The organism is Staphylococcus sp. HMSC035D11 (assembly GCF_001836075.1).
Taxonomy (GTDB): domain Bacteria; phylum Bacillota; class Bacilli; order Staphylococcales; family Staphylococcaceae; genus Staphylococcus; species Staphylococcus hominis.
Genome location: NZ_KV827280.1, coordinates 4950 through 21684, shown reverse-complemented (window position 1 = coordinate 21684; position 16735 = coordinate 4950). Strand labels below are relative to the sequence as shown.

The following is a 16735-nucleotide window of genomic DNA, read 5'->3' as shown; positions in this document are numbered from 1 at the left end:
ATAACCCTTTTTTCTTGTGGAGATAACTTCCGATTAACGTTTATTTTACCTTAGCATTAAACTGCTTCACACGTTCATCTATAATATAAAGCACACTCAGAGCTTTTTCTATATCACTACTAGATAAGTCTTTAACCATATCATTCACAATTTGACTTATAATTTCGTTATTTTCTTCCGTATATTGGCGCCCTTTCTCTGTTAAGACAATATACTTTAAACGTTGATCTATTTTATCGTTAGGCTTCTGTAATGCAACAAAGTCACTTTCTATTAATTTTTTTATACGACGACTTACTGCCGCTTTATTAACCCCTTGTTTTTCAGTAATTTCTGTTATAGATAAAGCTTGATGATGACTAAGTAATCGTAGTACATTCGATTGCTCAGTAGAAACACCATATTTTACTTGTTGATCTTTTAAAAGTTTAGACGTTAATGTATTTGTATCGTCTATGAAATGTTTCATAAATTCAATATGATTTTTTGAGATTCTATTCATTACAAATCTCCTTACTTAAATAATTTCATATATTATGTAGTTAATTTTTATACTCTGTTAAATAATATCAATAATTTTCCACGTTGAAAACAAATAGAAAAATATAATAGTTGCTAAATTGTGACCCTTTCATTACATTTAAATATATAAATAGATATGAGGTTATTAAATATGCTAGCAATCATTTTATTATTTATTGTTTTAATTATTATCCTAAGTGTTTTGTTTAATATAAGACATTTTATCTCCCTTTCTTTTTTTATTACAAGCGTGATATTATGTTTCACCATTAATCTCATTAATATCATGACCATGACTCTACCAACTGGATTGTTTATATTAATTATCATTTCTACCATCGGTTTGCTTGTCAAACATTCTCATCTATTTAAAATAAAAAAAGGAACCCGTTTCTTAAACAAAATGTTTCGTAGATTAATAAATGGTGTCTTATTTATTGGTATATTTATATATCTTAGTACAATACCATTATCTATTTTAAATGGCATGTTTTTATGGATTGCTTTAATTTTATTTAGTGCTTGTTACACTTTCATTATATATTTAATTTTTTCTTCTGCATTTGGACGTGCTAAAACCCATAAACAATATGATGTGATTCTTATACTTGGCGCAGGTATATTCACTGAAACAGTCACTCCTATGCTAGCCTCTAGACTGGATAGAGCTTTAAAAATCTATAAAGTACAGTCGCATAATTGCAACATATTGGTAAGTGGTGGTCAAGGTCCTGACGAACCAATTTCAGAGGCTTTAGCAATGAAGAATTATCTCATGAAATGTGGCGTGTCATCTTCTTCAATATTGATGGAATCACAATCAAGCAGTACATATGAGAACTTTTTATATTCTAAATCTTTCATTAATACATCGTTTGAAAATGTCCCTAATATTTTATGTGTGACGAGTCAGTTTCATATTTTAAGAGCCTTACGTCTTGCACAAAAGTTAAATATAAACATAATAGGATTAGGAAGTTCAACGCCTTATCATTTTCTAGATAAAGCGCTTTTACGCGATTTCCTTGCACTTATGTATCAATATAAATTACTTTTGACTTTGTATTTAGTTGGACTATTTATAGTATCAATTTGGATATTACTTTAATATACAAAAAGTCTGGATCATTTTCTTATATGACCCAGACTTTTCCATCATATTCATACTACTCACTTTTTAATTAAGTATTTTGCCGTCTTCTAATTTTACGACGCGATCAGCATAGTCAAATAATCGCTCGTCATGTGTAATCATAATACCTACCATCTGTTCAGATTTTATACGTTCCCTAATCATCTCTACTACTTTCGTAGCACGACTTGCATCTAAGCTTGCTGTTGGTTCATCAGCAAGAATGATTTTAGGATTATTTGTAAAGGCACGCATAATTGCTACACGCTGCTTTTCTCCTCCTGATAACATATGTGGAAATGCATTCAAACGATCTTTGAGACCAATTTCTGTTAATAAATATTTAGCATTTGAAGCAGCTTCTTTTTTATTTACTCCCGCTTCCTTAGCAATAACAGTGAGTTGCTCTTCAACAGTTAGATAAGGAACAAGGTGTGATGCTTGAAAAATAAAACCAATATCATTAAGTCTTAATTCTGTACTATTTTTATAATTTGAATACAAATCATGACCTTCATATAATATCTTACCATCAGTAGGTGTCAACAACCCACCTAATATATTTAATAGTGTCGATTTACCTGAACCTGATGCACCATTTAAAATAATAAACTCTCCTGGTTGAACTTCTAAATTAATATCCTTTAATACGTTTGTCTTCGCTAAACCTTCTCCAAATGTTTTACTAATATGTTCGAGTTTTAATGTCATTATTCCATACCTCCAATAGCATCAATTGGATCCACTTTTAATACTTTGATAAATGATAGTAAGGCACCGATACATCCTACAATAAGAAAAATAACAATCATTAATAAAATTGTACCGTAACCTAGATAAAATGGCATAGTCACTGGCATAATTAAACTTAATATTAAAATAAGTATTGTGGCTAAAATAACACCCACCATAGTAGTTAAAATAATCTCTATAATTAATGAGCTTAATAAATGTCTCGTTTTAATTCCTACTGCTTTTAATATACCTATTTGTGAGATTTTTTGAATGGTCATAACATAAAAGAATGCACTTAATACAATTGCTGTAATCACGAACAAACTAATGATCATTAAATTCAATGGCATTTGTTCTGCTTGGTAACTTGCAATGTTATCAGTCAATGTTTTTTCACTAACAGTTGTTACATTAGAAATATCATTAATTCTATTTTTATCTTTTTTACTTAATTCTTTAACTGGGTAGAATGTAGAATAATTTTTATTAAGTGCTTTAAAATCTGAATGATTCATCATAACCATTGAGCTATGAGAATACATTGTATCTTCAATAATACCACTTACTTTATAAGCTTCTTTATGACCTTTAAACTTAATCATATCTCCTTTTTTTACATCTTGTCCCGTTAATTTATCATTTATTGCAACTTCATATGAATGATTAGGATAGCGACCTTCTTTTAAAGAGGGACGATCTTCTTTAGAAGTAGAGAACGTAAGAATATCTTGATCTTGTTGTTTTAATTTTAATGTTTGTGGTCCAAGATGTGTTGCTTGTTGATTTATAATATCTTCTATCTTATTTTGTTGATTTGAATCAAGTTGTGATTTTTCAATTTTAGGTTCTTTCATTTTTTCAATAATATATGTTTGTGCATTTTGATTATTTAAAAATGACACATTTTCTCTCGCTAAACCTTGAGCTAAACCATTAATAAATAATACCATACTCCCTAGTAAGAAGATGATTAGCATAATTAATATATATCGAAACTTATAAAATTTTATTTCTTTCCAAGCTAAATTCATTTCTTTTTCCTCCCTATTTATCTTTATTAAACAGTATAGAGAGTAAATATGAACTGAATATGAACAACAAAGAAAATTGTCTTAGATTTTAAAGATTCGTATAATAATTAGAAAAGGAGCGAAAAGTAAATGATAAAATGTTTAATTGTAGATGATGATCCAAAACTCTTGCATTACGTTTCTAAACATTTAGAAGCGGATCATATAAAAACCGTGACACATTCGAGTGGAGAACAAGCATTAAAATATCTTAATCATCATCGCGTGGATATCGCAGTTGTAGATATTATGATGACAGGTATGGATGGATTTGAATTATGTCAATTATTAAAAGATCGCTATCAATTACCAGTTATTATGCTAACAGCACGAGATGCATTAAGTGATAAAGAACGTGCATTTGTCAGTGGCACAGATGACTATGTAACTAAACCTTTTGAAATTAAGGAATTATTATTTAGAATTCGTGCCGTTTTGCGTCGTTATCAAATTAATACGCAAAATAAGATTGAAATAGGAAATGTCATTTTAAATGATGAATTTATGGAGGTGAGTGTAGCATCTAAAAAAATGAATCTTCCTACTAAAGAATTCCAACTCCTATTTTTATTATGCACTCATCCAAGACAAATTTACACAAGAGAGTCTATTATTGAAAAAATTTGGGGTTTCGATTATACAGGCGATGAAAGAACAGTAGATGTTCATATTAAGCGTTTAAGAACACGGTTAAAAAAATTAGAGGCAACTATTGAAATTCAAACAGTAAGAGGCCAGGGATACAAGGTGAATAAAGATGTTTAAAACACTATATAGTCGCATTGCAATTTATACTATTACTGTGATTATTTTTAGTGCATTAGTTAGTTTTTTCATTGCAAATATACATTATCATTTCAATCTCAAAGAAAATAATGACACTAAAATTATGCGTACGTTAAAAGAAGCTCGTACTTATGAACATCAACTTCCTTCAAAATACGTAAAATCTTATTTTCAACATTTAGGACAAATGAATTATCAAATCGTTACCGTCGATAAACAAGGACAAAAAACATTTTATGGTGAACCTTTTAGAAAAGATACACTGTCCTCATCATCTATTAACCAAGTTATGCGTGGTCATGATTATCACGGTATAAAAAACAAACCTTTTGAATTATTCGTGACAGGTTTCTTTGATAATGAAACTGATAACACTGTGGGCATAAGATTTTATGAAGACCATGAACCTATAGCAGTATTTATGCGACCAGATATAGGTAAAACATTCGGCGAGTTTAGAATATTTTTATTGGTATTACTTATTTTCTTATTGCTGATATCTATTTCACTTGTTATTGCTTCAACATACTCAATCATTAAACCTATTAAAAAGTTAAAAATGGCGACCGAACAATTAATGAATGGGAATTTTGAAACACCCATTTCTCATACCCGTCATGATGAAATTGGAACTTTACAGTTTCGTTTTGATACCATGCGTCAGTCATTAAAACAATTAGATGACATGCGTCAACATTTTGTTCAAAATGTTTCACATGAAATTAAAACACCTCTTACACATATTGAAAGACTATTAACTGAATTACAATTTGCGCATTCAGAAGATGAACGTCATAGCTTAATCAATGATATTCATTTAGAAATTACACGTCTTAGTAACTTAATAAAAGAACTACTATTACTATCTGAATTAGATAATGCGAATCACTTATCTGTTGACGATAATTTAGAATTATCTTCACTCGTTACTGATATCATTCGACATGAACAATACACGATTGATGATAAATCATTGATGTTATTATCTGATATGCATAACATATATTTTCAGGGAAATCGTCGCCTTTTACATCAAGCATTTTCGAATCTAATTCAAAATGCTATTAAATATTCAGATATAAATGGCATTATCGATATTACTTTGAATCAAGAAAATAATCATATTATGTTTGCGGTAACAAATGAAGGACAAACTATTTCTAAACAAGCGATACCACATCTATTTGATCGTTTTTATAAACTCAATGCTAGTGATAATAGTAATGGTTTAGGACTAGCAATTACTAAGTCCATCATTGATTTACATCACGGTAAAATATGTGTATCTAGTGATTCTAAAAATGGCACGACATTTAAAATTCTATTTCCGCATATCCTATTTTAACTTAATCGAAAAAACAGGCAGTGTTAAAAATGACACTACCTGTTTTTTCGATTATTTCACATTTAAATATTTTCTTACTTCTTTATTTACTGCGTTATAAACTTCTTCGTGCTCATTAAGTTTAAGTCCGTATGATGGGATCATCTCTTTAATTTTTGGAATCCAAGCATCAAATTCATTTTTGTAACAGCGTTTTAATACATCTAGCATGATATCGACAGCTGTTGAAGCTCCTGGAGAAGCACCTAATAATGCTGCAAGTGATCCATCATCAGAAGTAATGACCTCTGTACCAAATTGTAAATTTCCTTTACTATCTTCTGTATCTTTAATCACTTGAACACGTTGTCCAGCAATAACAACTTCCCAATCTTCGTCTCTAGCATTCGGTAAAAAGATTCTTAAATCATTCATTCGATCTTTATGACTAAGCATTAATTGAGAAACTAAGTATTTAGTTAAATTAAACTCTTTAACTCCTGCTGTTAACATCGTCACAATATTATTCGGTTTAACAGAACGAATTAAATCTAAATTGGATCCTGTTTTCAAAAATTTAGGTGAGAAGCCTGCAAACGGTCCAAATAATAGAGATCGTTCTCCATTTACAAATCGTGTATCTAAATGTGGTACAGACATCGGCGGTGCTCCAACATCTGCTTTACCATATACTTTTGCATAATGACGTTCAATAACGTCTTTGTTTTTACAACGTAAGAAAAGACCACTTACTGGGAAACCACCTACATGTTTAGACTGCTTAATTCCAGTTTTTTGTAGAAGTGGAAGACTTGCTCCTCCAGCACCAATGAACACAAACTCAGATTCAAACGTGTGAATTGTATTAGACTTCAAATCTTTGACAGTCACTTTCCAATAACCATTATTTAATCTTTCAATATTTTGAACTTCTTGATGATACGTAACATCTACTTTATGTTCTTTTAAATTAGAAATTAATTTTTTAGTGAGTGCTCCAAAGTTTACATCTGTACCAGTTTCATCCCGAGATAATGCAATAGGAACGGGTGATGTTCTACCTTCTACCATTAACGGCACCCATTCAACAATTTTATCTCGATCTTCTGTGATTTCCATTTTTTGAAATAAAATATTTTCTTTTAAAGCTTTTACACGTTTTTTCAAAAAGTCTACGTTTAAAATACCTTTAACAAAGCTCATATGTGGCACAGATTGAATAAAATTACCTGGATGTTCTAGTTGACCAGTTCTAACTAGATAAGCCCAAAATTGTTTAGATACTTGGAACTGTTCATTAATTTTAATTGCTTTTGTTACATCAATACTGCCATCTTTATTTTCTTTTGTATAATTCAATTCACATAGAGCTGAATGTCCTGTTCCAGCATTATTCCATACATTAGAACTCTCCTCACCTGATTGTTCCAATTTTTCGAAAATTTTAATTTCTTTTTCTGGAGATAAATCTTTTAGTAATGTTCCTAATGTTGCGCTCATTATTCCGCCACCGATTAAGATGACATCTGTTTTGCTATGTTCTATACTCATAACAACCCAGTCCCCCTTTTATAATCACATCTTCAGTCGAAATAAACACGACCATTTTTAATTTAAAACGCTTTCTTTTATCGATAAAAAAATAAATATTAATTTGACGTTAAAAGCGTAAATAAAATTTTAATTACTATAGTAATTATATACATAATTTCTCTTTGAAAAAAGTATTTACACGAATTATCACATTATGTCATCTCTATTTTCAAAAATATTTTAATTTTATTATAAAGCTTACAACATTTATACAGTTGGTTTATTACATGCTATAATTTTTATAATATTATTAATAACGAGGTACAATCATGAAATCATTTACTTTTTTAATGCATAATATATACGCCTTAGGTGGCACAGTTAAAGCAATGACTGAATTAGCAAATACCTTAGCGGACAAAGGTCATAACGTTGAAATTATCTCTATTTTTAGAGCTAAAGATATGCCTTACTTCAAACTTAATTCTTCTATTAAAATAAAGTCCTTAGTTGATTATAGATTAAAACCACAAAATGTGATTTCTATCTTTATGAATCGATTGAATAAATACACTCCTTTATTAAAGCCTATCTACCTTTCAAAACATGAGCCTGGTTTAAATCAATTCTCCAAGTATATTGAACATAAACTGATACGTGCAATTAATGATATAGATACCGATGTACTCATAGGTACAAGAGCAAGTTTTAATATATTTATTTCTAAATATTATCATGGACATGCAATGACAATAGGTATGGAACATATGAATTTAAATGCCTATCCCAAAGCGTATCGACAAGAAATATTAGATGCTTATCAACATCTAGACGCGCTAACCACTTTAACTCATACTGATAAAAACCATTATGAATCATTCATTGAAACACCTGTATATGTCGTTCCTAATATTATTCGAACTAAAAAATTAAATCTACCTAAAAAAAATATTATTTTAAGTGCCGGACGTCTAGAATATGAAAAAGGTTATGATATTTTAATCGAAAGTGTCCAACTCATTAAAGATACGCTTAGACAGAAAAACTATAAAATCGAGATTTATGGTGAAGGTCAAGAACATCAAAATTTACAAGAAACTATTAATCATTACCAGCTTAATGACTTAATAACCATACATCCAGCCACTCAACACCTTAATGAAAAATTGGCACAAAGCCGAATGACTGTCGTTCCTTCACGAAATGAAGGGTTTGGAATGGTCATATTAGAAGCAATGGCTCAAGACAATATTGTTATTAGTTTTAAAGATACACTTGGACCTTCACAACTGATTCAACATAATAAAAATGGTTATTTAGCAGACTATGCGAATGCACAATCATTAGCAAAATATATTAATCTTGCTATTCAAAAGAGAACGCATTCAGAAAATATGATTAAATCGAGTCATCAAACTCTTGAACATTATTCTCCAGATAAAATTTACGATTATTTTTATTCTATTTTCAAATAAAAAAGGATTGCAATCGGAATTCTCCGAGTTGCAATCCTTTTAATGATATCTACATAAATATAGATAAGATAAATGTCCAAATACAGATAAAGATAAGTAGTCCAATACTATATTTCAGAGTCATTTTAAGTAATTCTGATTCTTTACCCACTTGTTTTACAGCTGCTGTTGCAATTGCAATAGATTGTGGTGAAATCAATTTAGCTGCAACCCCACCAACAGTATTAGCTGCAACAAGTAATGGTGCACTTGTACCAATTTGTTGTGCTACAGAAGCTTGGATTGGTGCAAATAATGAGTTGTTGTTTACTACTGAACCTGTCATAAACACACCGATCCATCCTAAGATTGGAGATAAGATTGGGAACACGCCGCCTGCTTTTGCGATACCTTGACCCATTGCAGCACTTAAACCACCATATGTAGTGATTTTAGAAATTGCTAAGATGAAGCAAATTGTTAAAATTGGTAACCATAGTTCTTTGAATGCTTCAACAAATAAACGTCCTGCATCACCAAAGCTAACTTTTTTAGACATTAAAACTGTAATAATAATTGTTAGTAAAATAGCAGTACCAGTTTGACCAATAAAGTTAAAAGTTAACATAATTGGTTTGTGTGTAACATCACTGTATGTGCCTGGTAAATTGAAATTAAATACTAATGCTGATAAAGGACCATTTGGTGCAAATAAGTTTTTGAAGAATGTTGCACTCCAAATCATTACAATTACAGTTAAGATAATGAATGGGCTCCATGCATATAAAATTTCTTTACCACTATGTGGAGTAACTGCTTCTGGTTTAACATCTTTTTGTATTCTAAAAATATTTTTAGGTTGGAATTTTTTAGAGAATACTGCTAACACACCCATAGTCACTAATGGTGGAATGATGTCAGCTAATTCTGGACCAACAAATACTGTAATTAAGCCTTGTAATACTGTATAAGTAATTGAAGCTACTAAAATTTGTGGTAATGTTTCCTTAATACCTTTAAAACCATCAATAATAAAGATTAATAAGAATGGAATAATAAAGTTAATAATTGCTAAAGTAAGTGTAGACACTTGAGACACGCTCATTGCTTCAACATGTCCTGGTAAATGAAGTGTATTCACAATACCAACTGGAATACCAATTGCACCGAATGCACCTGAAGCAGCGTTGGCAATTAAACATAACATTGCTGCTTGTAAAGGTTTAAAACCTAGTTGTGCAAGTAATAATGCACAAATTGCAATTGGCACACCGAAACCTGCAGCACCTTCTAAGAAGCCATTAAAAGCAAAACCAATTAATAATAATTGAATACGTTGGTCTTGTGAAATGCTCATAATGCTATCTTGAATTGTACTAAATTGACCAGATTCTTGAGTCGTTTTATATAATAAAACGGCCATAATAACGATATAACCAATTGGGATAATACCTTGATAGAATCCTTCTATTACACCACCTGTAGCAATACCACCAGGTAATTTAAAGAATGGCAATGCAATAAGTAAAGTAACTACTAAAGTAGTGATTGCTGCATAAATCCCTTTCATTTTAAACACAGTTAAACATAACAAGAATAAAATGATTGGAATTGCTGCAATTAAACTAGATAACGCTAAGTTACCAAAAGGGTTAAAAGAATGTACTAACATAGTTTAAACGCTTCTTTCCTTAATATTTTATTATATTGATGAATTATCTAGCTAAACAACTAAAAATTCACTTTTCTAATTTTAACAGGTATTCACAAAAATTAACATATTGTAATCAAGTTAAAATTAGAATATTACACTTTTTATTTTTGTGAATATTTTCACAAAAATAATATAACATTTCTTATCACAATTGACAATACTGTAAAAATAATTTATGTCAACAATAGTAGTAAGATCTATTTGAATTTTCATAAACATATGATTTTATATGATCATTCATGTAAATATGAATTTTTTAAAAGTGCATGGTAAAATAAAAATATGAAATTTAGGAGTTAAAGGATAATGCATAATGATTAAACAAATAAATATATCTAATATGTCACATCTAGATATACAACTTAATAAAGCTAAATCTGCAGGGTATTCACATTTTATCCCCTATTCTAACGAAATAAAAATTAATCAAGACATGCTTAATGCTGTCTCATTAGGTGAACATTCTATTGCGGTTGATTACACAATCCATGGTGTTTATCTTAATGATTGTCGTTATTTTGGGAATGATAAATTAAGTTTTCTCGCTTGGATGAATAATATTAATCATTATCCAAATATCATTTATAATATTGATACTGCGCTGATTTACCTCTCAAAATATCAAATTCAATCTATTATGGACCTAGCAGTCATCACTATTTTAAAAAATGAGGTTGATATAGATGGACATGTTGTTTTTGATTTTATTGAGGAATTACAGACATCTAGTTCATTTTGGAATTCATTAGATACACGAGAAATTAAAATTGCCAATCACTTTGATTTAAATAAATTAGCTTATATCCACGGCCATTCGATTCCATTTCCTAAATATAAGCATCCATTAGCTGACGAAACTCTTCGTTTTGCTGATAGCTGGCTTGTAACAACAAAATTTAAATTACCTAAATGGATGTACAATAAAATTCATCAACGTGCTATTCAAAATCATAAAAAATTAAGTTATATCTATACTAAAGATACATCCAAATTGAAAAATCATGTCGTATTTTTAGGATTCGATTATGGCTATAGGGGTAACTCTAAATACCTTTTTAATTATTTTGTAAAACGAAATCCAACAACAGAAGCTTATTACATTACTGACGATAGACGTGGACCGTATTTCCTTCCCATTGATGCAGAACATAATAAAGAACTTATTGAAACTGCAAAAATTGTAGTCATTGAAAGTTATATGCCTGAAGCTTACCAACCTAATGGTACAGTCATTCAATTATGGCATGGTACACCTATTAAAGAATTATTTTTAGATAGTAAAGAACCTTATCAAAATCAAACTATTTATAATTACAGAGCAAGAAAATATAATAAATGGAAACACCAATCATATGTCTTATTAGATTCAAAAGCTTCAGAAGGTTTATTTGAGACTGCTTTTCCTAATGAAACGGTTCAATTTCTTCCTTTTGGTTATCCAAGAGTAAGTTATTTACTAAACTATAAAGATAATCAAAATCAGCAAAGAAAAATACGTGAAAAATTAAAACTCCATCATACAAAACCTGTTTTATTATATGCGCCAACATGGCATAAAAATACAGAATCATTTACGCCTTTAACAATGACACCAGAGTTACTAGAAAAATACTATGTGATATATAAGGGGCATATTGAAGGTGATGATGCTATTCCAGAAGGTGTCATTGAGGCTCCTATGGATATCGAAACACAAGACTTAATCTTAGTATCAGACATTGTACTTACTGATTATTCTTCTATCATTTTTGATGCCCTAACTATTGATAAAAAAGTTTGTTTATATACTCCTAACCACGAAGAATATAAAGAAGAACGTGGCGTCTATATTGATGTGCTGAATAGTCTAGCAAAAGTTTGGTACACAGACGAAGAATTGTTACTAAATCATTTAATTTATGATAGGATTCCTACCATTCATCAACATGCACTTATAAATCGTAATAATCAATCTCTAAAAAAATTAACTCAACTTATGAGAGATATTTTAGATAAATAATAAAGCACTAAGCGTACAGAACTTTTCTGTACGCTTAGTGCTTTATTGTGTTATTTTAAATTTCTTTTTCCATAATTAAATCCGTGTCTATTACATTACCATTAATAAAATCATGTTGTCCTGTAATTTCAAAGCCTTGCTTTTTATAAAAGCTAATGGCAGAAGGATTATTTTCCCAAACACCTAACCATATTTTTGATTTATTATACTCCCTTGCTTTATCAATCGCTAATTGAATAAATTGACTTCCTCTCCCTCCACCTTGGTAATCCTTATCAAAATAAATGCGCTGAATTTCTAAATATTGATTACCTTTTGGTTCAGTTTGTGTTTCATTAATATTTAATTTTAAATAACCAGCAATCTCATCATCGACCTTATAGAAATAGTGAAATGATTGATGATGTTCGATTTCTGATAATAACTTCGTTTCATTATAGTTTTCTTCAAAAAATTTTTTAAAGTTTTCATCAGTATAACTACCTTTAAAAGTATCATAAAATGTTTTTTCTGCAATTTTTCTTAACTCACTTACATTATCTTGTTTAATTTCTTCAATTTCTTCTTTCATATTTCCTCTCTTTTATTGTACTTATTTTTTCACAAAACTAGATAATACCTTATTCCTTATCAAACACATTTTAAACACTATATTAAATTATTTTATTATAAATTAAAATATATATTGATAATAATTATCAATAAGTATAAAGTAAAGATAGACTATATTAAAGTGAGGTGTTTAAGATGTTTCATGAGTTATTTATATTAGGTATTGCTGGACCTACCAGTTTAGTCATTATTAGTATTGTTGCATTAATTATTTTTGGTCCTAAAAAATTGCCACAATTTGGTAAAGCGATTGGCAGTACTTTAAGAGAATTTAAGTCTGCAGCTGAACATATTGATTCAGATGAGGTAGAGGAAACACCCAGTAAACATTCTAAACAACAGCGAGACAAATCAAACTAGTTCGACCTTACTCGCACATTTTGAAGAATTAAGACGACGTTTAACTAATATACTTATTTCATTTTTAATTTCTTTGCCGTTAGTATACATATCATCTAAATGGTGGATCACAACTTTTGTTTATCATATTAAACGCACTCAAGTTGTTTTACATACTTTTTCATTCACTGAAATGATTCAAATCTATATACTAATCATTAGTTTTGTAACTTTATGCTTAGTTCTTCCTATTATTTTCTATCAATTATGGGCATTTATATCACCAGGGCTTCATCGACGTGAACGTCTTTTTATTTATAAATATAGTTTATTATGTACTGCGTTATTTATCATTGGTGTCGGTTTCGCCTATACTATCGGATTTCCGTTAATTATAAAATTTTCATTAACATTATCGAAAACAATGTATATTCAACCGGTGATTGGTTTTAATGCTTATTTACATGAATTAATAAGGTGGTTATTTATATTTGGTGTCGTCTTTCAATTACCTATGTTTTGTATGGGACTAGTTAAAATGGATGTAATAGATATTAAACAATTACACCAATATCGCAAATATATTTATTTTACTTGTTTCATTATTGCTAGTATTCTTGCACCACCAGATATCACTTTGAATCTATTTTTGACTTTACCACTCATTATTTTATTTGAAATAAGCATTCTTTTAACTAAAATAACTACTCGACATTAATGAATTCGAATCAAATGCAAAAGTCTCAAACGAGTAAATTAATCTACTCGTTTGAGACTTTATTTTCAATTTAGATATGATGCTTTGTTTTAGTATGTTTTAAAGTGAAATAAGCAATTAATAGTATATAAATTAATTGTGCACTCATCGTTTCAATACTTGGATAAAAACCAATGATATTAAGTGTTGGAATATGCTCAATACTATGTTGTGTTATCATTCCAAGTAATTGTAATTTTTGAATACTAATTCCTAACATTTTAAATGCCATAATAAATATTAAAATAGAAAGTACTCTAAAAATAAAATATATAGGTATCAATCGTATAACTGTTTTGAATAACAATGTAAATATGCTTAATATAACAATGGCTAGTATAATTCCTATAACAAAATCTAAAGTTTTTATACTTCCCATCATTCCCATATAAAAGATAATGACTTCAACGCCTTCTCTCAAAACGGATATTAATCCAATTGTACCTAATAATGCTAAGTTTCGATTACTTATTGCATGGTGATACATTTGTTGAATCATATCATTCCATCGCTTAGCACTTGAACGTCTATGCATCCATATACCCACAATATACATTAAAACAACTGCTATTATTCCTAGTGCTGCTTCCATACCTTCACGTAATAATCCATTATTTCCTAGTACTTGAATAAAGATAAGTGCTAATGCGAGACTTAAAATCAAACCTAATATAGCGCCACCAATGACACTTGTTGTCCCTTTAGTGTCTCTAACATTTCTTGTCATAGTTGTTAATGTCAATATGATTAATAATACTTCTAATCCTTCACGTAAAAATATAATCATTACATCTATAGATGAATATGCGTCTTCACTTACAGTATCTTTAATTTCAGAATTTATTTTTATTAAACTTTCTTTAATACGATCTTTATTACTATTATCTAAAATACTTTGATAATATGGAATTTTATCTTCAATTTTTGTATATAAACTACTGTTTTTAGTTTGAATTTTGCCTTCAACATAAGGCCATATTTGTATAAATTTAGTCAGTGCCTCATCTGATTGTTTTAACTGATGACTCTCGATACCTTTGATTGCTTTCTCTAATTCAATATTAAGTTGGGTAACTTTATATTGATTTTTTTCAGTATTGGATTGCTTTTTATCAACAGTATCAATACTTGTTTTAAATGTCTTCCAAGCATTATCTACTTTTTTTATGTCTAATGGTTCTTTTTGAATAGCTACACGTAACTGCATCAAGTATACTTCTATTTGTCCATATTTATTTTCATCATAATTTCTGATGGCCGTTTCATGTTTTTTCCAAATTTGATTTAACATATTATTAATAGATTGTAATTTTGATCTATCTTTATTTTTTACAGCTTCTTGCATGATATTATCTTTTGCGTTAATTTGTTTTTTTAAATTTCTAATATCTTTATCAATATCATCAGTCGATACAGAACTTTCGTAAACGATGAGAGATTTTGTTAACTCCGATAACGATTCGATTTGTTTATTTGTAGTCGTTGCTTGATCAATCATATGAAGTTTCGATTTAACATCTTTTCCTTTTTTATTTTCTTTAATATTTAAAGACATTATTTTATGTTTTACTTCATTCAACACGTTTTGTTTTTCGTTATAATTTAATTGTTTGTGCTCTAACGTCGATTTCGCATCAGAGATAGCTACATACGCATCATTTAATTGACTATCATTTGCAACACTAACTGAAGTCAATGAAAACAGACGTGTAATAATGATTAAGAGAGTAATTATCGATATCCTAATTAAAGAGTGTTTCACCGATATAACCTCCCTTTTGTATCCCTGGTAATACAAGAAATGATGCAGAACCTCGATGTGTGATATATTCATTTAATTTATCATTGTGTCCTAAATTATTTTGAATATCGATAAACTGTTGAATAGATTTTTGGAAACAAATAAACATGAGTCCAGTATCTAAGTCACCTGTTTTAGCATTTGTACCATCATTATAATTATATGCTCTACGTTTAATAGAAGTTTTTACTTCACGAGCTAAACGTGTATGCGCATTCTCATCGATAACATACTTGCCCTTATTATTTTTAGCATTTAAATCAATATTATCGAATTCTTTCTTACCTGTTAGAGGTGCACCTGTAGAACGTTTACGACCAAATGTTGCTTCTTGCTCTTCTAATGCGGTACGATCCCATGTCTCAATATGTATTTGGATTCGTCTTATAATGCAATACGTTCCATTTTCTGCCCATCCATTATCAATAAATACATATTTTTTCAAATCGTTATTTTTTCGTGGATTAACTGTACCATCTTTAAATGCCATTAAATTTCTCGGTGTTTCATTTTTTTTAGCAGAAATAAAACCATGTTGTGACCAACGAATTTTAATGATGTCTCTAAAAGGTCGTATTAAGTTATGTATAGCATGAAAAGTAACTTGAGGATCATTTGAACATGCTTGAATCATAATATCTCCATCACTATACTCTTCATCTAATTGATCATTAGGAAAATGAGGTATATCTCTAAAATCAAATGGAATTTTAGATGATAATCCTATTTTTTTCAAAAAAGACTTACTCACGCCATATGTTAAAGTGAGTTTACTAGCATCTAATCCTATTGATTCACCAGTATCTACAGGTGGTAATAGTGTATTGTTACTATTTCCCCCAATAATAGCACCGTCAGTCATACTAACAGACATTTGAGTCCATTTTTTAAACATATCTTTAATTAATGTTTGATCTTTGGACTTTAAATCTAATGCAATGAAATTACAATTTTTTT

Annotated in this window: 15 protein-coding genes; 7 read left to right on the top strand and 8 right to left on the bottom strand. The window is 29.4% G+C overall.

Annotated features, from left to right (window positions below; all coding sequences use genetic code 11):
- Positions 1–40: 40 nt before the first annotated feature.
- Complete coding sequence (locus HMPREF2647_RS09260; protein ID WP_017174925.1) at positions 41–502, bottom strand: MarR family transcriptional regulator TcaR; 462 nt, start codon at positions 500–502, stop codon at positions 41–43.
- Positions 503–673: 171 nt separating this feature from the next.
- Here HMPREF2647_RS09260 and HMPREF2647_RS09255 point away from each other — a divergent pair, with 171 nt between their 5' ends.
- Complete coding sequence (locus HMPREF2647_RS09255; protein WP_019834777.1) at positions 674–1630, top strand: YdcF family protein; 957 nt, start codon at positions 674–676, stop codon at positions 1628–1630.
- A 69-nt stretch (positions 1631–1699) separates the two neighbouring features.
- Here the strand turns inward: HMPREF2647_RS09255 and HMPREF2647_RS09250 are convergent, their stop codons facing one another.
- On the bottom strand, positions 1700–2365 hold the full coding sequence (locus tag HMPREF2647_RS09250) for an ABC transporter ATP-binding protein (protein WP_017174927.1): 666 nt from the start codon (positions 2363–2365) through the stop codon (positions 1700–1702).
- Positions 2365–3420: an ABC transporter permease gene (locus HMPREF2647_RS09245; protein WP_070443397.1), complete on the bottom strand. Its 1056-nt coding sequence runs from the start codon at positions 3418–3420 to the stop codon at positions 2365–2367. Before HMPREF2647_RS09245 ends, HMPREF2647_RS09250 begins: the two co-directional genes overlap by 1 nt.
- A 129-nt stretch (positions 3421–3549) precedes the next feature.
- Between HMPREF2647_RS09245 and HMPREF2647_RS09240 the strand changes: the two genes are divergently transcribed.
- Complete coding sequence (locus HMPREF2647_RS09240; RefSeq protein ID WP_002448578.1) at positions 3550–4224, top strand: response regulator transcription factor; 675 nt, start codon at positions 3550–3552, stop codon at positions 4222–4224.
- On the top strand, positions 4217–5590 hold the full coding sequence (locus HMPREF2647_RS09235) for a sensor histidine kinase (protein WP_070859987.1): 1374 nt from the start codon (positions 4217–4219) through the stop codon (positions 5588–5590). Before HMPREF2647_RS09240 ends, HMPREF2647_RS09235 begins: the two co-directional genes overlap by 8 nt.
- A 51-nt stretch (positions 5591–5641) precedes the next feature.
- Here the strand turns inward: HMPREF2647_RS09235 and mqo are convergent, their stop codons facing one another.
- Positions 5642–7120, bottom strand: coding sequence for a malate dehydrogenase (quinone) (mqo, locus tag HMPREF2647_RS09230; RefSeq protein WP_002448361.1), 1479 nt, complete (start codon positions 7118–7120; stop codon positions 5642–5644).
- Between the two features lie 311 nt (positions 7121–7431).
- Between mqo and HMPREF2647_RS09225 the strand changes: the two genes are divergently transcribed.
- Positions 7432–8577 carry a glycosyltransferase family 4 protein gene (locus HMPREF2647_RS09225; protein ID WP_002454957.1) on the top strand — a complete coding sequence of 382 codons (1146 nt, stop codon included), beginning with the start codon at positions 7432–7434 and terminating at the stop codon, positions 8575–8577.
- A gap of 49 nt (positions 8578–8626) precedes the next feature.
- Here HMPREF2647_RS09225 and HMPREF2647_RS09220 read toward each other — a convergent pair whose 3' ends face one another.
- On the bottom strand, positions 8627–10228 hold the full coding sequence (locus tag HMPREF2647_RS09220; protein ID WP_002454956.1) for an L-lactate permease: 1602 nt from the start codon (positions 10226–10228) through the stop codon (positions 8627–8629).
- 355 nt (positions 10229–10583) lie between these two features.
- On the opposite strand from HMPREF2647_RS09220, the gene HMPREF2647_RS09215 reads away from it, so the two are divergent.
- On the top strand, positions 10584–12269 hold the full coding sequence (locus tag HMPREF2647_RS09215; RefSeq protein ID WP_070859985.1) for a CDP-glycerol glycerophosphotransferase family protein: 1686 nt from the start codon (positions 10584–10586) through the stop codon (positions 12267–12269).
- A gap of 55 nt (positions 12270–12324) precedes the next feature.
- Here HMPREF2647_RS09215 and HMPREF2647_RS09210 read toward each other — a convergent pair whose 3' ends face one another.
- The gene (locus HMPREF2647_RS09210) at positions 12325–12840 is read right to left on the bottom strand and encodes a GNAT family N-acetyltransferase (RefSeq protein ID WP_048680377.1); all 516 of its coding nucleotides are present in this window, start codon (positions 12838–12840) and stop codon (positions 12325–12327) included.
- A 176-nt stretch (positions 12841–13016) separates the two neighbouring features.
- Here HMPREF2647_RS09210 and HMPREF2647_RS09205 point away from each other — a divergent pair, with 176 nt between their 5' ends.
- Positions 13017–13241, top strand: coding sequence for a twin-arginine translocase TatA/TatE family subunit (locus HMPREF2647_RS09205; protein WP_017174935.1), 225 nt, complete (start codon positions 13017–13019; stop codon positions 13239–13241).
- Positions 13210–13938: a twin-arginine translocase subunit TatC gene (tatC, locus tag HMPREF2647_RS09200; RefSeq protein WP_083319024.1), complete on the top strand. Its 729-nt coding sequence runs from the start codon at positions 13210–13212 to the stop codon at positions 13936–13938. Before HMPREF2647_RS09205 ends, tatC begins: the two co-directional genes overlap by 32 nt.
- A 70-nt stretch (positions 13939–14008) precedes the next feature.
- Here the strand turns inward: tatC and HMPREF2647_RS09195 are convergent, their stop codons facing one another.
- The gene (locus HMPREF2647_RS09195; protein WP_070859984.1) at positions 14009–15739 is read right to left on the bottom strand and encodes an FTR1 family protein; all 1731 of its coding nucleotides are present in this window, start codon (positions 15737–15739) and stop codon (positions 14009–14011) included.
- The coding region (gene efeB / locus HMPREF2647_RS09190) for an iron uptake transporter deferrochelatase/peroxidase subunit (protein ID WP_070859983.1) at positions 15720–16735 on the bottom strand (1016 nt) is incomplete at its 5' end. The genes HMPREF2647_RS09195 and efeB, both read right to left, overlap by 20 nt.